We start from the raw sequence: 17,645 nt of genomic DNA, 5'->3' as shown, positions 1-17,645 counted from the left end.
ACCACTACTTTTGTCACTGACTGTAATCGTGTCCGTACGGATCAATAGCTTTTCCTGCACCCCGATATACTTAACCTTCGTTCGATTATGAAGAGATTTTTCCCCCTTATCCTGGCGCTTATACTAGCTTTTGCGCTGGTTGCTTCAGACGCAAGCGCTCAACGGTTTACCAAGCGGAAAATGTATAACTCGGTAGGTGTGAACCTAAACGCCATGAACTATTTTGGCGACATCGTACCGCGTACTAATATTGCTAGTCTACGGCTAGGTGCTACCCGTCCTAACTTAGGCTTTACCTTTACCCGCCGTTTTGCTCCCCGGATTTCGGGCCGTTTTGGCTTATCCTATGGCCGCATCACCGGTGACGACCAGAAAGCAGCCGACGATAAAGACCAAGATGCTAAGTTTCGCTATACCCGGAACATGAACTTCCGTAACGATATCTTTGAGGCCTCTGTGGTTGGCATGTTTGACCTGATCGAAAACCGCAACAACTATATCCGTCGTCCTGACTTCGTTCCTTACGTATTTGCAGGTGTAGCCGCTTTCAAACACAACCCCAAAGGTTTGGTTGGTTCCGAAGCGGATGCTCCAGCCGATTTAAAAGGGCAATATGTAGAGCTTCAGCCTTTAGGCACAGAAGGTCAGAATGTAAGCGGAAAAGGTTATAAGTCGCCTTATAAGCGTGGTCAGATTGCCATTCCCTTCGGTGCTGGTGTACGTTATAAGTTGGACCGTCACTTTGACTTAGGTTTCGAAATCGGTTGGCGCAAAACGTTCACCGACTACATCGATGACGTAGGTGGTGACTTTGTTCAGGATAGAGCCGATTTGACCAGCCCTGCTGCTCAGTATTTTGGTTATGACATCACCCGCAACGATGGTGCACAATTAGGCACCTTTGGGGAAGCCCAGCAAGCAGGTGAAATTCGGGGACACAGCAATGAAAAGGACTGGTACATCGTTACCGGCTTAACCTTGAATTACATCCTCGCTCCTAAAATCAAGAGCCCCAAATTCCGATAGCCAGCCATTGGCTGTCATGTTTAATCCACAGCCAGTCTGATGATCAATTTGAACTCGCATAAAACACTCCTTATTTGCCTGGCGCAAGTAGGGAGTGTTTTTTTTGCCTTCCGCGCACAGGCACAGAACACTAGTGAAGTAGGCTTAGGCCTTGGAGTTGTAAACTATAAGGGGGAATTATCTCCTGAATATCGGTTTGCCAATAATCGACCGGCTGTTTCTGCTTTTTACCGGAAAGATATATCGGCACCCATCACCCTTCGGGGTAACTTGCTGGCTGGGCTTCTACGGGCAGATGATAAGCAGGTAATCGGCGTAAATGGCGATACTGCCCCGCTAAATGCCAATCGTGGAGGCTACCTGAAAGGAAGTATTTATGAGGTAGCGGGGATTCTGGAATATAACTTCTTCGACTATTATGGTGCGAAGACCAAAACTCGCTTCACCCCGTTTGTTTTTGTAGGCGTAGCAGGTTTTCTGGCCCCGGTTAAAACGGTGCTGCAAAATGGGCAGACCTTTTCGAACACCGTGATAGGGGTGGCCGTTCCTGCTGGTATTGGTGCCAAAGTCGGTCTGTCCCGCCACTGGAACTTGGGAATGGAAGTGGGGGCCCGGAAAGCATTTACCGATGAGCTAGATCAGCTTAGCAAGCAAAACGAGGTATTAGCTAACCGACATGACCAGGATTGGTATTTTTATAGTGGGCTAAGTGTTTCCTACACATTCTATAAAATTCGCTGCCCCGATGTGTACAAAGAGAACAACCGGTTATTGCAATAGCTAAACCGGGCAGGGTAATGCAACCATTTGCGTAACTTGCAGCCTCTTTACGCAAAACACACGAATGGCCGCGCGGTCCGAAATAGATCCTACCAGAATTCCTGCCCATGTAGCCGTCATTATGGATGGTAATGGCCGTTGGGCCAAGCAAAAGGGTGGGCTACGCATTTTTGGGCACCAGAATGCTATTACTGCCGTGCGGGAAACGGTGGAGGCAGCAGCAGAGCTAGGTGTGCAATACCTCACGATGTATGCGTTTTCCACCGAAAACTGGTCGCGCCCTAAGCATGAGGTGATGGCGCTAATGCAGCTACTGGTGCATACTATTCGCCAAGAAACGCCTACCCTATTAAAAAACAACATCCGGCTGGAAGCTATTGGGCAAACAGAAAATCTGCCTACTGCCTGCCAACAGGAGTTAGCTGAGGCCAAAGAGCTTACCCGCGCTGGTAACCGCATGACCTTGGTGCTGGCTCTGAGCTATAGTGGCCGCTGGGATCTTACCCAGGCCGCCCAGCGGATGGGTGAAGCAGTAGCGGCGGGCTCCTTGTTACCGGCTAGCATTACGGAACAAACCATTGCTGGTTACCTCGCTACGGCCGGAATGCCTGATCCGGAATTGCTGATCCGCACCAGTGGCGAGCAGCGCATCAGCAACTTCTTGTTGTGGCAACTGGCCTACACCGAACTTTATATCACGGAGCTGCTCTGGCCCGATTTCCGCCGCGACCATTTTTATGACGCAATTTGTGCCTACCAACGCCGCGAACGGCGCTTTGGTAAAACCAGTGAGCAGCTCACCGTTTCGTAAGTCTTTCCGAATGAACTTCACCAGTATCCGGGTTTTTAGCCTGCTCACTTTCCTGTTAGCGTATAGCTGGCTGGCTACGCCCGCTTTTGCCCAGAATGCGCCAGCTGCCCCAGAGCCTCAGCGGTATCAGGTGGGCGGCATCACCTTTACCGGTACCCGTTACCTCGATCCAAATACGCTGGTAGGCATTACGGGCCTGAAAATAGGGGACCCGGTGAGTATCCCAGGAGAAGAGATTGGGAAAGCTATCCGCAAGCTCTGGGACCAGGGTATTGTAGGCGACGTCAGCGTGGGTATCGACCGGATTGAAGGCACCCGGGTGTTCCTGGTATTCGATGTAAAGGAACGCCCACGTCTGTCCAACTTTGTGTTCACCGGTATTGGAAAGACTCAGGCAGATGACGTGAAAGCAAAGATTAAGCTTATCCGGGGTAAAGTGGTAACGGATGCCCTACTGAGTAATACCCGGGAGCAGGTTCGTAAGTTTTTTACCAACAAAGGATTCCTGAATGCAAAAGTAGACGTAACGCAACGGCCGGACTCTACCTTGCCTAATAGCGTAGTGCTGGTATTTGCAGTAAACCGCGGCGCCCGTGTTCACATCAGCGACATTACCTTTCTTGGAAACTCGGCTCTTAAGGATGGCAAGCTGAAGGGCCAGATGAAGAAGACCAAGGAAAAGAAGTTCTATAAGTTCCTGAACGCGGGCAAGTTCCAGCGCAAGGAATTTGAAGAGGATAAAGAGAAGGTAATTGAGTACTACAACTCACAGGGTTACCGCGATGCTATTATTCTATCGGACTCCCTGATTACTACAGCCCAGAGCCGCTCCTATCACTGGCTAGGTACTGAAAACGGAAAATTTGGTATTCACAAAACCACGGTGCAGGACGTAGATAAGCTGGCCCTGCAAATTCGAGTGGATGAAGGCCCGAAATATTACTTCCGTAACATTACCTGGGCTGGCAACTACCTCTACGATAATAAGACGCTGGCCTCCGTGCTGGGTATTAAAGAAGGCAGCGTATACAGCAAGGAAACGCTGGATAAGCGCCTGAACTACAACCCCGCCGGGCAGGATATTACCTCGCTCTACATGAACGATGGGTATCTGTTCTTCTCCATCGACCCCATTGAAACCAAGGTAGAAGGAGACTCCATTGATATTGAGATGCGCATCAATGAAGGGGTACAGGCTCGAATCAAAGACATCAACATTGCTGGCAACACCAAAACCAGCGACCATGTAATTCGGCGGGAACTACGTACCCTGCCAGGAGAGAAGTTTAACCGCGAGTTGCTCATTCGCTCCCAGCGGGAGATTTCCTCTTTGGGTTATTTCGACCCCGAAAAAGTAGGCATCAACCCAGTGCCTAATCAGGCCGACGGTACGGTGGATATCAACTATACGGTAGAAGAAAAGCCTTCTGACCAGATTACCTTGTCTGGTGGCTGGGGTGGTTATGCCGGCTTTATTGGTACGGTGGGCCTCGTGTTCAACAACTTCTCGCTACGTAAAGCCGGTGACCTGCGCAACTGGCGCCCGGTACCGGCTGGTGACGGCCAGCGCCTGGCCCTGAATATTCAGGCCAATGGCTTGCAGTATCAGGCCTATTCCTTCTCCTTCACGGAACCATGGCTGGGCGGCCGTAAGCGTAATTCGCTGTCGGTATCCCTCAACAAAAGCATTCAGCGGGTAGGCACCAACTTCGATGTGAAGACAGGTAGCTCTATTAAAGTAAACAGTGCCTCGGTAAGCCTGGGCCGCTATCTGCGCTGGCCTGATGACTATTTCTCCCTGAGCAATTCGCTGTCGGTTAGCCAGTACAAGCTGAATAACTATACCTATCTGCAGGGCTTCCAAAATGGTACGGGTAATGCCAACAACATCACCCTGAACACCACCCTTTCCCGTAATAGCACCGATAATCCGACCTATACGCGTCGGGGCTCGGCCCTTTCGCTTAGTGTAAACCTGACGCCTCCTTACTCGGCGTTCAAAGGGGCCCATCCGAACGTGAATGAATGGGTGGAATTCCATAAGTGGATGTTTGATGCCTCGTGGTTTACGCCCATTATTGGCAAACTGGTACTGAATACCCGGGCCCACTTCGGCTTTATTGGTACTTACAATTCCAGCCGTCCTATCGGCCCATTTGAGCGCTTCAAGTTGGGTGGCTCCGGTATGGCATCAGGTGGTTCTTCCAACTTCCTGGTGGGTACTGAGTACGTAGGCTTACGTGGCTACGATGACCCGAATGAGGTAAATGCTATTCAGTCGCCTAATTCCAGCGGCGGGGTAGCGTACAATAAATATGTGATGGAGTTGCGTTATCCGGTTTCCCTAAACCCAGCGGCTACCGTTTACATACTCAGCTTTGCCGAAGCCGGTAATGCCGTGGAACGCTACTCAGAATACAATCCTTATAAACTGTACCGTTCGGTGGGCGTAGGTGCCCGCGTTTTCATGTCGGCATTCGGTTTGCTAGGCTTCGACTACGGCTACGGTTTAGACACTGTGCCCCGCTACCCTGGCGTTACGCAGGGAACCCAGGACAAAGGTCATTTTCACTTCATCATCGGTCAGCAGATTCGCTAGTCTGCCGGGCCGCACAGCACGGTATTCCGCATGAAAAAACTAGTGTGTTTGCTGCCATTGCTGCTCTTGTTGGCCATGCCGGTTGCCTGGGCACAGAAGTTCGGCTACGTTGATTCTGAGTACATCATGAGCAAGATGCCGGCCTATGGCGCCGCGCAGCAGGAACTTAATACCTTGTCACAGAACTGGCAGAAGGATATTGAGTCCATGCGCAAGGATCTGGACAAGATGTACCGCGCCTATCAGGCTGAAGAGGTACTGCTGACTGAGCCCATGAAAAAAAAGCGGCAGGATGAGATTCTTAAAAAAGAACAGGACATCAAGGCCTATCAGAATAAAATATTTGGTTACGAAGGCACCTTGTTTAAAAAGCGTCAGGAGCTGACTAAACCAGTACAGGATAAGGTATTTGAGGCCATTGAGAAGGTCGCCAAGAAAAAGCAGCTAGCCATTGTCTTCGATAAAGCCGGCGACCTGACCATGCTCTACACCAACCCCACGCACGATTACACAGAATTTGTGTTAGAGGAGTTGGGACTAGGCTCCGAAGAGCGCAACCAACCCGGGCAGAAAGGTGCGGTACGTACCGTAACTACTCCTACTACGCCTGCCACGGATGAGCCGGGCAACGAGCAGGAAGATGCGAAGCCTGCTCCCAAAACCCCAAAGCCAGCTCCACGAACAAGTGGCCGAAAAAATTAACTTTGCTCTCTCACTTTAGAAATTTCCTTTTCCTTTCGAATGAACGCATTTCCTAAAATTCGTCTGATGCTGGCGGCTGCGGCCTTAATGGTTGCCTCTGCTACTGCTTCTATCGCCCAGACTGCTCCGCAAAAAATCGGCTACACCAACGTAGACTATGTGCTGAGCAAGATGCCCGAAAGCAAGCAGGTAGAGTCGCAGCTGAAAGACTACAGTACGCAGCTGGAAAATCAGTTGAAAGCCAAATACACCGAGTTCCAGACGAAAGGCGAAGCCTACCAAAAAGGAGCTTCTACTATGACGGACGTGGTACGTGCCGATAAAGAGAAGGAACTGCAGAATCTGCAGCAGTCCATCCAGGAGTTTCAGCGCAATGCAGATGCTTCCATTCAGCAGAAGCAGCAAACCCTGCTGAAGCCGGTATTGGACAAGCTGCAGAAGACTATTGATCAGGTAGCTGATGAAAATGGCTATGCATATGTCTTCAACTCTGATGCCGGCTACGGCACTACGCCTATTCTGCTGCACGGCCCGAAAGATGGTGACATCTCGGATCTGGTGTTAAAGAAGATGGGTATCGATCCTAATGCCGCCCCCGCAGCCGCGGCTCCGGCAGCTGCGAAGCCTGCCGCCGCTACACCGGCTCCTGCTGCTGGCAAAACCAAAACAAAGACGAAAAAGAACTAGTCTGCCTTACGCAGTAGCTTTGTGGAAAGCCGGAACCCAAGGTTCCGGCTTTCTTGTTTGTTTGCGCTTACCCTTTTCGGTTCTGTACCTCTTATGATTGATTTAGCTGACGAAAACTTCGAGGCCGACGACCTGGAAACTAGTGATGAGCTGTATGAGCACCACCGCATCCGGGCGGACCGTGGGCAGGAACTCTTGCGCCTCGATAAGTTTCTGATGAACCGTCTGCCTAATGCGTCGCGCACTAAGATTCAGAATGCAATTAAAGCCGAGGCGGTTCAGGTAAATGATAAGCCAGCTAAAGCGAATTACCGCGTCAAGCCGCTCGATGTCATCACCATTACGCTTCCGGAACCACCGCGCGAAGTAAAAGTGACGCCCGAGCCTATGGAACTGGATATTCGCTACGAAGACGAATCGGTACTGTTGGTGAACAAGCCAGCCGGTATGGTGGTCCACCCGGCCTTTGGTAACTGGCAAGGTACTTTAGTGAACGGGCTGGCCTACCATTTCCGGAACCTGCCTACGGGGCGCAATGGCGAGATACGGCCGGGCTTGGTACACCGTATTGATAAAGATACCTCGGGCCTATTGGTTATTGGCAAGACGGAATGGGCCATGACGCACTTATCCCAGCAGTTCTTTCACCATACCATTGAGCGCACTTACCTGGCGCTGGTATGGGGTGTGCCCAAGGAAACTGAAGGCACCGTGCGGGGCCATATCGGCCGCAGTCTAAAGGACCGCAAAGTGCAGGCTGTATATCCTGATGGGGGGCAGGGCAAGCATGCCGTAACCCATTATAAAGTACTTCGCACTTTCCGGCATGTCTCCTTGGTGCAGTGTAACCTGGAAACCGGCCGTACCCATCAGATTAGAGTGCATATGAAGCACATTGGTCACCCTTTGTTCTCCGATGCTACCTATGGCGGAGATAAAGTGCTTTATGGGCAGCGTACCGGCACATACAAGGCTTTTGCGGAGAAGGTACTTGCTCTCATACCGCGGCAGGCACTTCATGCCAAGTCGTTGGGGTTCGTGCATCCTGTAACAGGCGCCCATATTCAGCACGAGGTTGAACTGCCCGCTGACTTCCTGGCCGCGCTGGAAGCCTGGGAGATGTATACCGAAGAGTCGGCTTAGCCTTCAGAGGTAAGTCATAAAAAAAGCCCGCTACATTAGTAGCGGGCTTTTTTTATGAATGCAGACGACTACTTCTGCTTTACCGTGGTTTTCTTGGTAGTCGTGGTGGTTTTGCGCGGTGCAGCTTTCTTGGTTATTTCATTAATAGCCGTGGTTGCTTGCGCATCATTAGGAGCCAGGGTCTTGGCGGCCTGCCAGTAGGGCAAAGAAGCAGCCTTGTCACCTTTCTGGTAGTAGTAGTAGCCTAAGTACTTGTTGGCTTCTACCAGACCTTCAGTATACTTCGAAGGGTCGTTGGCATTTGCTACCTCAATGTACTTCTCGTAGTGTGCCTTAGCGGTACCCTGCTTGGAATCCGGATCAAGGTTAGCATTGGCCCGGGCACGCATCAGGTAACCTGGTACGTAAGTCGGACGAGCGGCTATAATTACACCGTAGAGGCTATCCGCCTGCGCATATTGCTTATTGAACTCATAGGCACGAGCCAGATACACGTTGTCCGTGAGTTCTCCTTTGCCACCCTGAAGCTTTGCCCGGTAAGTAGCAATGGCCATAGGATAGTTTTTCGAAGCAATGTAAGCCTGCGCCAGATCATTCTGCAGATCAGCAGCCTGCGAGGGGTCGGCAGCAATTGCTTTCTTGATCATAGCAATGCCTTCTTCCGAACGACCCGCTTTGGCCAGCATCTTACCCTGGTAGATATAGTCCTGGGTAATGATCTTATCGGCCGGCGCCGTCTTCATGTAGTTCTCCATGGCCACCAGTGCTTTGTCGTTCTGGCCGGTTTCATAGAGCGAATAGGCCTGCAGGCGGTTCATGGTCACGTTTTTCGGATCCGATTGCAGAATCTTCTGAATTTCCGTCAGCGCCTCAGGGTATTTCTTGGTCAGGAACAGGAACGAAGCATACTTTGCCTGCGTGCTAGGCGTGTTTTCTGCCATGTCCCGGTACTTCTGGAACGTGCTCAGTGCATCATCATACTTACCAATGAGGTAGTACATCTCACCCAGTTCCCGGTAAGCAGGAGCATAGTTGGGGTCGATGCTGATAACCTTCTGGAAAGCATCACGGGCACCGTTATAGTTGCGCGAGCGAACATTCAACTGGCCTTTGCGGAAATGTGCCAGCACATTGTTGGGGTCAGCTAGCGTAGCACGCTCATAGGCGTTCATGGCATCGCCACCACCATTTTCCTGCTTCAGGTAGATGTCGCCCAGCAGAACCATTGTCTGAGGGTCATCCTTTTTATTCAGCTTGGTAGCCAGGTTCAGGTACTCAATGGCTTTCTTGGCATCTTTCTCATTTGACTCAGCGTAAGCCTGGCCAATCATCGTCAGGATCTTTGCGTCCTTCGATTTAGAGGCTTTAACTGCATTGTCGAACTGAATTTCAGCTTCGGCTTTTTTGCCTTGGGCCAAAAAGGCACGACCCGCCGCTACCATTGATTGTGGCGACTTGGCGTTAGTAACGCCTTTATTGAAGAAATAAGCCGCCGAGTCGGGCTTTTCCATCAACAGATACAAACGACCCATCTCAATGGAGGCCTCCGGCGACTGGCCTTGTGCCAACAAGCGGCGGGCTTCGCTATAGCGCTCCAGATTCATGGCTTTTTGAGCGCCAGCAATATCCTGTGCGAACACAGCAGTACTGGTAGCAGACAAGGCAACGAGGAGCGAGAGCTTCCAGGGCTTGAACTTCATGTGTGAAATATTAAGTGAAAAAGCGTAAGAAAAATGAACTAGGGAGTCAGTATTAATTAGGGGTCGTATTCACGATACGCGTCTGGCCAGTGGCAGGTACCAAACCAGATTTGAGAATGATAAGCTGACCTTTGGTCCCGGCAACAAAGGATGCAAAACCGGTGCCAAGTCCGGCGCGGGCCTCCCGGCTGATAACATATACGTTGCGTCTGAGTGGGTAAGTCTTCAACGCTAAGTAGGCTTGGTAAGGTTGTACGTACTCATCGGTTTTCTGCGGGCGGGGTGAAGTACTGATGCCAACCACCCGAATTTTCTCCAAGAAGCCACGTACTTCCTTGTCGTCCTGGTCGCTAATCCAATTCACTCCAATGACGCCAATGGCCTTGGGGTGAGTAGCAACGTAATCTAGCAGAGCCGGGTTCGACTGAGAGGCAAACGCCCCCTTCGCCAGCGGAGCCCCTTTTGTAACGGAGTCCTGCATATAGCGGCTGGTACTGGAGTTGTTAGAGTCGAAAACGACCGTAATATCTCCCAGCTTATTTTTCTGATTGACCTGCTGCCACTGTTTGGTCTGGCCGCCAAAGATGCCGCGGAGTTGCTCCATGGTTAGGAGCGTATCAGGGTTAGAGGGATGCACAATAATGGCTAAGCCATCGGTGGCAATGTGCGTAGTGCGCGGGAAGAGCTTTTTGCGGTCAAAATCTGCCTTCTCTGCGGCTGTCAATTCACGGGTTAAAACAGCCAAGCGCACTTTATCGTTCATCAGGTCGCGCATAGCGTCGGCCTCGGGCTCGTAGCGGGCGCTGATTTTAGCGTATTGATAAAGCTTATGAAACGTATCAACCTGCGACTTTACAATGGGCTCGAAAGTAGCATCAACAGCAATAGCCACACTGCCGCTGGTAGGGGTATCATCATTGGCCGCGCCGGAGGGCCCACCTTGGTTACAGGCGGAGAGCAAACACAAGGCAGAGGCCAAAACCAGCCCTAAGGCCCGCAACGAAGTCGGATTATTCATCATTAGTTTGCCGTAAGTTTTGCCGGTAGGTGCGAACAAATCTAATAATTCCATAGAATACCAGGAGTACGCCTAGAATCCGGCGGGGGGTAGAAGGAAGAGAGAGAAAAGTGGCGGGGCTTAGAAGTAGGTAAAGCCCCAGGCCGGTATACACCACGCCCATCACCAATACGAAATACTGGCTTAGGTTGCGGTTGCCACGCGGGCGAAGCCGCTCGTCGGTGGGTGGGCGTTCAAACATAGAGAAGGAGGTAAGCGCTAATGCAACAGAATATGATGGTTAAACGTGTAAAAGTAACCAGTTGGTTTACCTGCACAACGTACTATATACGAACAAGGCTATTTAGCGCCAAAAAGCAGGTTATTCCGCGGGATATACCCCGGAATAGCCTGCTTTTATATTGAACGGTGGTCAGGAAGCTTATTCAAATCGGAACGTAATAGGCAGCGTATAGCGCACGGGTACGTTCTGGCCATTCTGGCGGCCCGGTGTCCAGTCGGGCATACTACGGATTACCCTTTCGGCTTCTTCCCCGGTACCATAGCCCAGTGCCTTCACTACTTCTACATCGGAAATGGCGCCATTTACGCCTACTGTAAAGGCCACATATACCCGCCCTGACACCTGATGCTGCAAGGCCTGAGCCGGGAACCGCAAATGCTGCTGCAGGTAAGCCTGTAAAGCTTTAGAACCACCCGCAAATTCAGGCATTACTTCCACATAAGTAAAAGGCTTTGCAGGCGGCGCAACCGGGGCTGTGACGGTGCCCGAATCAATCCCGCCAGAGCTACCAACTCCAGCACCGGAATCAGTAGCTACTGGCCCAGAATTGCCCTGTAGTGGTCCGTCCACCGCGGGGGTAACGGGCTGGGCTGGCTCTACCGGCTCCTTTTTGCTTAGTGTCTTGACCACCTTGGTCGCTATTTCTTCTTGGGGGCGCACAATGGGCTGTGCCTTGGCTGCCTGTTGGCTTTTAGGCTCGGTGTAGGGCTGCAAGTCAATTACCTTATCCGGAATACCAAGTTCTGGTACCACTACCACAGGAGGAAACAAGTAGTGAATTAACAGAGGAGCTGCAATAAGAAGAGCAAACAGCGCCGTAGCAATGGTGATGGCTGCAGCCAAGTGGCGGTTGTATAAGCGCCGAAGCAAGTAAGCGCCGTAAGCTTTGTTACGGCCCTCAAAAATCATGTCGTCCAGAGACGCAGTCTGCAATTGTGCGGTGTTCATGGCGGTATGGGTTAAAGGTGAGCAAAGATTCCCGACGCGTGTTACCCAAGCCATCCATTCTCCACAGACCTGCTGCCCGGCTTTCCTCTACACAACGGCCACTGTTTTCAACATAGTATGCATGTGGCTATAAATTTGAATAAAATAAAAAACCGACCCGGAAAGGATGTCCAGGTCGGTTTTTTGATGTGGCTAAAACAGCCTTTTGTTAGCGGATAGCGAAGGTTACCGGTACAGTAAACGATACACTTACTGCGCGGCCGTTCTGCTTACCTGGCGAGAAGCGTGGCAGCGTTTTGATAACGCGTACTGCTTCTTCGTCGCAACCGCCACCAAGCGGCTTGGTTACTTTCACATCCTGCACCTGCCCATCCGGGTTTACGGTGAAGGCTACGAATACCTTGCCCTCAATCTGGTTGCGCAGCGCCATAGCTGGATACTTGATGTTTTTACCGATGTATTGCAGCAGGGCTTCCTGTCCGCCGGGGAATACCGGCATCTGCTCTACATAGGTATACACTTTCGTATCCACCACTTCGGCTACTACCGCGTTGCCTTCACCTTCTAAACCCTCCAAATTGGGGTTATCGGTGTTGCCTTTCACGGTAGCCGTAGCTACTACCTTGTCTTCCAGTTCCTTTTGATCCGGAATTTCCTCCACTTTCCGTACTTCCTCATCTTTCTTCACTACCGGAGGCGTGAATTTGATGGTGGAGAGTTTGGGTGGTGGTGGTGGCGGCGCGTCTGGCGGCGGCGGCGGCGGCGGTGGCTTGGTTTGGTCCAGTGGAGGTGCATCCATCAGGACGTTTTCCTTCAACATCTTCTCGTCATCTACTACCTCATTGCCGCTGAACATGCGGGCAATGGTTGGAATGAATACCAACAGGGCAAATAGAGCAACGGCGATGAGAAGAGCGCGCGTGACGTGACGGTTGTACAGGCGGCGCAGCACATAAGCCCCATAGGCTTTGTTGCGGCCCTCAAATACAAGATCATTAAGACTCGCACGCGCTATCTGAGTGTTATCCATCATAGCCCGGAAGATTTAATGAGTTCGGTATCAGCCTTAGAGATTTCCACCAACGCGTATTTCTTCTGGTCGGTGATGTTCATCTCATCCAGGATATCCACCATGTTTTTGTAGTTGGACTTGTCGTCTGGCTTAATCAGCACCACCGTTTTGGGGTTTTGGCGCTGATGGTCCAGCAGAACTTTCCGGATGCCATTGGCATCATAGCTGGAAAGTTTCAACTCCGGTTTGTCCTTATCAGAGAGCAGACCGTCGTAGTAGTAGATCTTATTGTTCTCACCTATAAGAACAGTAAGGGCATCCGACGCTTTCAGCTCCTGTGGCGGATCACCAGGCTTCGGTTTCACCGGCATGGTAATCTGCATCACGTTCGGCTTATTGAACGTGGTAGTCAGCATAAAGAAGGTCAGAAGGAGGAAGGCCAAGTCAACCATTGGGGTCATGTCGATTTTGGTCGACATTTTCTTGGCCCGCTTCTTCCCGCCTTTGCCGGAGTCGGCTTGTTGTTGTATTTCTGCCATGGCGCTGCGCTTATTTGCTCACTGTGGGCTTGTTCTCCAAGTCCGTGATGAGGTTGAAACGGTTGATGTTCTTCTCCTGCAGAAACTTGATGACTTTCTTCACGGTCGGTACATCGGCATTGCCGTCGCCTTTAATGGCAATGTAGGTAGGCTTACCAATGGCTTCCTGGTTGGCTTTACGCGCTTCCATTACCCAGTCGATCAACTGATTGTTCAGTGAGTCGGCCGGAATACCGGGCTGCTTAACTTCTTTGCGCTGCTCGCTGCCCATGTTGAGCAAGGAGCCAAGCTGCTGTACAGGTACGCCGAAGCTGTTGAGGCCGCCAAAAGCACGTTTCTGCTTCTCGCTGAAGGTCACGCCATACTTGGCGCCCATCCGGTCGAGCAGCAGGGGTTTGGCCTTGTCGCTTTCCAAGCCAAAAAACACGCGCTTATCCTTGTCAATCAGGATGCGAATTACGTTACTCTCGGGTAGTTTAAATTCCGAGGTAGAAGAGGGGGTATCTACCACCACCACTTCCTCAGGGGCAAACTTAGTCGTGAGCATGAAGAACGTCACCAGCAGGAATGCCAGGTCCACCATCGGGGTCATATCCAGCGAAGGGGACGTTCTATGGGGCTTTACTTTAGGCATTTCTAGCGTGGTTGAGAATATTCAGAAAACGAGACTTACTGGAGCTTTATTGCGTTAACCGCAACTTAGGCCGTGTAAGTTTCCTTTTCGCCGTGTTGAGCAGCGAAGGTCTGAATGATGCTGAAGCCAGCCTCGTCAATGCTGTAGGTCAGCTCGTCAATTTTGCTGGTGAAGAAGTTGTAGGCAATGATGGCAATAGCCGAACCGGCAATACCAATAGCCGTGTTGATCAGAGCTTCCGAAATACCTTCAGCCAGTGCAACAGCATCAGGGTTACCAGCTTGTGCCAGGGCCGAGAAGGCCTTGATCATACCGAATACCGTACCCAGCAGACCAATCAGCGTAGAAACCGAAGCAATGGTCGACAGAATTACGAGGTTCTTCTCCAACATTGGCAGCTCCAGGGTAGTCGATTCTTCGATTTCTTTCTGGATAGCCAGGATCTTCTGGTCCTTGTCCATGCCCCGCTCGCGGGCCATTTCCTGGTACTTCAGCAGGCCTGACTTTACTACGGCGGCTACCGAGCCTTTCTGCTGGTCGCAGGCGGCAATAGCACCCGAAATGTCATTCGAGTTCAGCTTCTGACGAACAGTACGTACAAAGCTCTCAATGCTCTTAGAGCCTTTAGCCTTGCTGATGGTGAGGTAGCGCTCAATCGAGAAGGTAATTACCAACAGGAAAAGCGACATCAGGATTGGTACAATAACACCGCCTTTATAAACGGTGCCCAGGTAGTTGCCTGGCAGTGCAGCATTAGCGTTGTCGCCACCCTGGAAGTTAGAACCATTACCCAGTACAAAAATGTAGATAATGATACTCACAATAAAAGCCAGTGGAATCACGATGGCGGCAAACGCGGAACCGCCTTTGGCTTCGCTCTTAGGCGCAGCTGGAGCGGCAGGCCGCACGTTCTTGTTCATGGCATTCTTTTGTTCCATTGTTCCGGAAAATTAGGGGATGGTTGGTGAAAGGTAATTTTTGAAAGTGTAAACAGGGCTGGTTTGTATAAAGACGACGAAGCCCCGTTAACCCGCACTAGTTAGCCGGTGTGAGGCAAAACAGTGGGTCTGCTTGTGAACGGGGACTACTCCGGAACCTATACTCTCCTTGGCAAACCTAAGCAAAAGCCTTGTCCCTGCCAAATACAACTTGCGTTTAAACGCATCTATGTAGCATTCATCTGGAAAAAAGGCTATTTCTCAGAAGAAGGGGTTTTGTCGTCTACGGGCAGAGCCTTGGCTTGGTTCCAATACACATCCATCTGTGCTAACGTCAGGTTAGCGAGCTGGTGCCCGTCGCGGGCTGCTTCTGTTTCCAGGTACTGGAAACGGCGGATAAACTTTCGGTTGGTATGTTCCAGTGCCTCTTCCGGGTTTATGCCGGCAAAGCGGGCGAAGTTGATTAAGGAAAAGAGCAGGTCGCCGAATTCAGCGGCCGCTCGCTGCTGGTGTTCAGGGCTGTTTTCAGCTTCGGCAAACTCCGCTCTAAACTCCTCCAGTTCCTCCTGTACCTTTTCCCACACCTGCTCCTTTCGTTCCCAATCAAAGCCAGCACCACGGGCTTTTTCCTGGATGCGCATGGCCTTTATCAGGGCAGGTAATGTTACAGGTACGCCACCCAGCACTGAAGAATTGCCTTTCTCCTTGAGTTTAAGCTGTTCCCAGTTGCGCTTCACGTCCTCCTCACTGGTCACGGTGGTATCACCATAAATGTGGGGGTGGCGGAAAATGAGCTTCTCGCACTGTGCATTAAGTACATCAGCAATATCAAAGGCCCCTTTCTCAGCGGCAATTTTGGCGTAGAAAACCAGGTGTAACATCACGTCACCTAGCTCCTTGCTGACATCGGGCAAATCGTCCCGTAGAATGGCGTCCGAGAGTTCGTAGGTTTCTTCAATGGTCAGATGCCGTAGGCTCTGCATCGTTTGTTTTCGGTCCCAGGGGCACTCAGCCCGAAGCCGGTCAAGCACATCCAACAGGCGGCCAAAAGCGGCCAACTGCTCAGAGCGGCGGTCATCAGAATTGGTTGTATCCATCAAGTCAAATATACAACAGGGCAGCCGCTGAGGAAAAAATATGTCCCTGTTGCGGCTGCCTGCGTAATAGCGTAGCGGCCACGGCGCAACACGGCAAGCCGTGTATTATTCATAAAAACAACGGGCTTTTCTCTACTTTTGCCCATTCAAAAAAATAACATTCTAGTGGCACTCATCAAATCCATTTCGGGCATACGAGGCACTATCGGGGGCGCGGCAGGCGAAGGTCTGACGCCGTTGGACGTGGTGAAATATGCTGCCGCTTTCGGCAGCTGGGTTCTAAACAAAACGCAGAATAATACGATTGTTATCGGTCGTGACGCCCGCTTATCGGGCGAAATGGTGAGCAAGCTGGTAGCAGCTACACTACAGGGCCTGGGCATTCATGTTATCGATCTGGGTCTGAGCACCACCCCTACTGTGGAAATGGCGGTGCCAGCTAAAAAAGCGGGTGGAGGTATCATTCTCACTGCTTCGCATAACCCCAAGCAGTGGAACGCACTGAAGCTTCTGAATGATAAAGGCGAATTCATCTCGGACGCTGATGGACAGCAGGTGCTGGCTCTCGGCGACTCAGAGGCTTTTGATTTCGCCCCGGTAACCAAGCTCGGCCAGTACAGCACCGACGATACGTTTCTGCAGACGCATATAGAAGCTATTCTGGCTCTGCCACTGGTAGATGTGGCAGCTATTAAAGCCAAGAACTTCCGGGTGGTTGTAGACGCCGTAAACTCTACCGGCGGCTTTGCAGTGCCTATGCTGCTGGAAGCATTGGGCGTAACCACTATTGAAAAGTTATTCTGCGAGCCCACCGGTGACTTTGCCCACAACCCCGAGCCGCTGCCTGAAAACCTACGGGACATTGCCAAGGTGCTGGAAAAGGGCTCTTTCGATGTAGGCATTGTAGTGGACCCCGATGTAGACCGCTTGGCCTTGGTCAATGAGGATGGCACTATGTTCGGGGAAGAGTATACCCTGGTCGCCGTAGCCGATTATGTGCTACAGCAAAATGGCGGTGGCAACACCGTTAGCAATCTAAGCAGCACTCGTGCCCTGCGGGATGTAACCGAGAAACACGGTGGCCAATACGCCGCCGCTGCGGTAGGGGAGGTGAATGTGGTAACCAAAATGAAGGAAACCAACGCTGTTATAGGGGGAGAAGGCAATGGAGGTATCATCTATCCCGAGCTGCACTACGGTCGGGACTCGTTGGTAGGTATTGCGCTTTTTCTGAGCCACCTGGCCAAAACCGGCCTAACGATGACACGCCTACGTGCCTCTTACCCCAACTACTTTATCTCGAAAAATAAGATTGAGCTGACACCGGAAATAAACACCGACCAGGTGCTGGAGAAAATGCAGCTGCGTTATGCCAAGCAGCCCGTGAATACCATTGATGGGGTGAAAATCGAGTTTGATAAAGAGTGGGTGCACCTGCGCAAGTCAAACACGGAACCCATTATCCGCATTTATGCCGAGTCAGATTCTAATGCCACTGCCGACTACCTGGCAAACAAGATTATTGGCGACATCAAGGAGATTATTGCGGTAAACGTTTAAGCTTCTTCACTCCAGTGAGGTTGTAGCAGAAAAGCCCAGGCATTGTGTCCTGGGCTTTTTATTGCGTGCTAAGGAGAAGTGGGCCGCAGGGTTTTCACCATCAAAGTCCGCGCTGGGCACCGGGAATCTTTTACTTTTGTACTACTGTCGGGTGCAAAGAAGCCTGGC

General features: G+C 51.3%; 17 protein-coding genes. 8 read left to right on the top strand and 9 right to left on the bottom strand.

All coding sequences use genetic code 11. The features are described 5' to 3' along the window. Window positions 1–87: 87 nt before the first annotated feature. The 7 genes from Q4G72_RS15890 (at window position 88) to Q4G72_RS15860 (ending at window position 7,748) form a co-directional block, all read left to right on the top strand. A complete protein-coding gene (locus Q4G72_RS15890; protein WP_303312412.1) occupies window positions 88–1,026 on the top strand; it encodes a DUF6089 family protein in 939 nt (312 codons plus the stop codon). 39 nt (window positions 1,027–1,065) lie between these two features. Beyond that, a complete protein-coding gene (porG, locus tag Q4G72_RS15885; protein WP_303312411.1) occupies window positions 1,066–1,806 on the top strand; it encodes a type IX secretion system protein PorG in 741 nt (246 codons plus the stop codon). A gap of 64 nt (window positions 1,807–1,870) precedes the next feature. Beyond that, window positions 1,871–2,617: an undecaprenyl pyrophosphate synthase gene (gene uppS / locus Q4G72_RS15880; protein ID WP_502213690.1), complete on the top strand. Its 747-nt coding sequence runs from the start codon at window positions 1,871–1,873 to the stop codon at window positions 2,615–2,617. A gap of 10 nt (window positions 2,618–2,627) precedes the next feature. After that, window positions 2,628–5,216: an outer membrane protein assembly factor BamA gene (gene bamA / locus Q4G72_RS15875; RefSeq protein ID WP_303312410.1), complete on the top strand. Its 2,589-nt coding sequence runs from the start codon at window positions 2,628–2,630 to the stop codon at window positions 5,214–5,216. 30 nt (window positions 5,217–5,246) lie between these two features. Continuing rightward, window positions 5,247–5,918, top strand: a complete 672-nt coding sequence (locus tag Q4G72_RS15870) for an OmpH/Skp family outer membrane protein (RefSeq protein WP_303312409.1) — start codon at window positions 5,247–5,249, stop codon at window positions 5,916–5,918. Window positions 5,919–5,957: 39 nt separating this feature from the next. Continuing rightward, window positions 5,958–6,605 (top strand): OmpH/Skp family outer membrane protein, encoded by a 648-nt coding sequence (locus tag Q4G72_RS15865; RefSeq protein ID WP_303312408.1) that lies wholly within the window; start codon window positions 5,958–5,960, stop codon window positions 6,603–6,605. Window positions 6,606–6,698: 93 nt separating this feature from the next. Continuing rightward, complete coding sequence (locus Q4G72_RS15860; protein ID WP_303312407.1) at window positions 6,699–7,748, top strand: RluA family pseudouridine synthase; 1,050 nt, start codon at window positions 6,699–6,701, stop codon at window positions 7,746–7,748. Between the two features lie 68 nt (window positions 7,749–7,816). Here Q4G72_RS15860 and Q4G72_RS15855 read toward each other — a convergent pair whose 3' ends face one another. The 9 genes from Q4G72_RS15855 to mazG all read right to left on the bottom strand — a co-directional run bounded on the left by Q4G72_RS15855 (window position 7,817) and on the right by mazG (window position 15,917). Next, window positions 7,817–9,448 (bottom strand): tetratricopeptide repeat protein, encoded by a 1,632-nt coding sequence (locus Q4G72_RS15855; protein ID WP_303312406.1) that lies wholly within the window; start codon window positions 9,446–9,448, stop codon window positions 7,817–7,819. 52 nt (window positions 9,449–9,500) lie between these two features. Further along, window positions 9,501–10,469, bottom strand: a complete 969-nt coding sequence (locus Q4G72_RS15850) for a PstS family phosphate ABC transporter substrate-binding protein (protein WP_303312405.1) — start codon at window positions 10,467–10,469, stop codon at window positions 9,501–9,503. Further along, on the bottom strand, window positions 10,459–10,707 hold the full coding sequence (locus tag Q4G72_RS15845) for a hypothetical protein (protein ID WP_303312404.1): 249 nt from the start codon (window positions 10,705–10,707) through the stop codon (window positions 10,459–10,461). The genes Q4G72_RS15850 and Q4G72_RS15845 overlap by 11 nt, the downstream gene beginning before the upstream one ends. Before the next feature lie 180 nt (window positions 10,708–10,887). Further along, on the bottom strand, window positions 10,888–11,697 hold the full coding sequence (locus Q4G72_RS15840) for an energy transducer TonB (protein WP_303312403.1): 810 nt from the start codon (window positions 11,695–11,697) through the stop codon (window positions 10,888–10,890). Between the two features lie 208 nt (window positions 11,698–11,905). After that, window positions 11,906–12,730, bottom strand: coding sequence for an energy transducer TonB (locus tag Q4G72_RS15835; protein ID WP_303312402.1), 825 nt, complete (start codon window positions 12,728–12,730; stop codon window positions 11,906–11,908). Further along, on the bottom strand, window positions 12,727–13,248 hold the full coding sequence (locus tag Q4G72_RS15830) for an ExbD/TolR family protein (RefSeq protein ID WP_303312401.1): 522 nt from the start codon (window positions 13,246–13,248) through the stop codon (window positions 12,727–12,729). The genes Q4G72_RS15835 and Q4G72_RS15830 overlap by 4 nt, the downstream gene beginning before the upstream one ends. 10 nt (window positions 13,249–13,258) lie before the next feature. Next, entirely contained in the window at window positions 13,259–13,882 is a 624-nt protein-coding gene (locus Q4G72_RS15825) for an ExbD/TolR family protein (protein WP_303312400.1), read from the bottom strand. A 65-nt stretch (window positions 13,883–13,947) separates the two neighbouring features. Then, window positions 13,948–14,820 (bottom strand): MotA/TolQ/ExbB proton channel family protein, encoded by an 873-nt coding sequence (locus Q4G72_RS15820; RefSeq protein WP_303312399.1) that lies wholly within the window; start codon window positions 14,818–14,820, stop codon window positions 13,948–13,950. 254 nt (window positions 14,821–15,074) lie between these two features. After that, window positions 15,075–15,917 carry a nucleoside triphosphate pyrophosphohydrolase gene (mazG, locus tag Q4G72_RS15815; protein WP_303312398.1) on the bottom strand — a complete coding sequence of 281 codons (843 nt, stop codon included), beginning with the start codon at window positions 15,915–15,917 and terminating at the stop codon, window positions 15,075–15,077. A 165-nt stretch (window positions 15,918–16,082) separates the two neighbouring features. Here mazG and glmM point away from each other — a divergent pair, with 165 nt between their 5' ends. Then, window positions 16,083–17,477 (top strand): phosphoglucosamine mutase, encoded by a 1,395-nt coding sequence (gene glmM / locus Q4G72_RS15810; protein ID WP_303312451.1) that lies wholly within the window; start codon window positions 16,083–16,085, stop codon window positions 17,475–17,477. Window positions 17,478–17,645: the final 168 nt, after the last annotated feature.

Origin of the sequence: Hymenobacter sp. BT730, assembly GCF_030542105.1 — a bacterium.
Classification (GTDB): Bacteria; Bacteroidota; Bacteroidia; order Cytophagales; family Hymenobacteraceae; genus Hymenobacter.
This window is presented reverse-complemented; position numbering and strand designations above follow the sequence as displayed.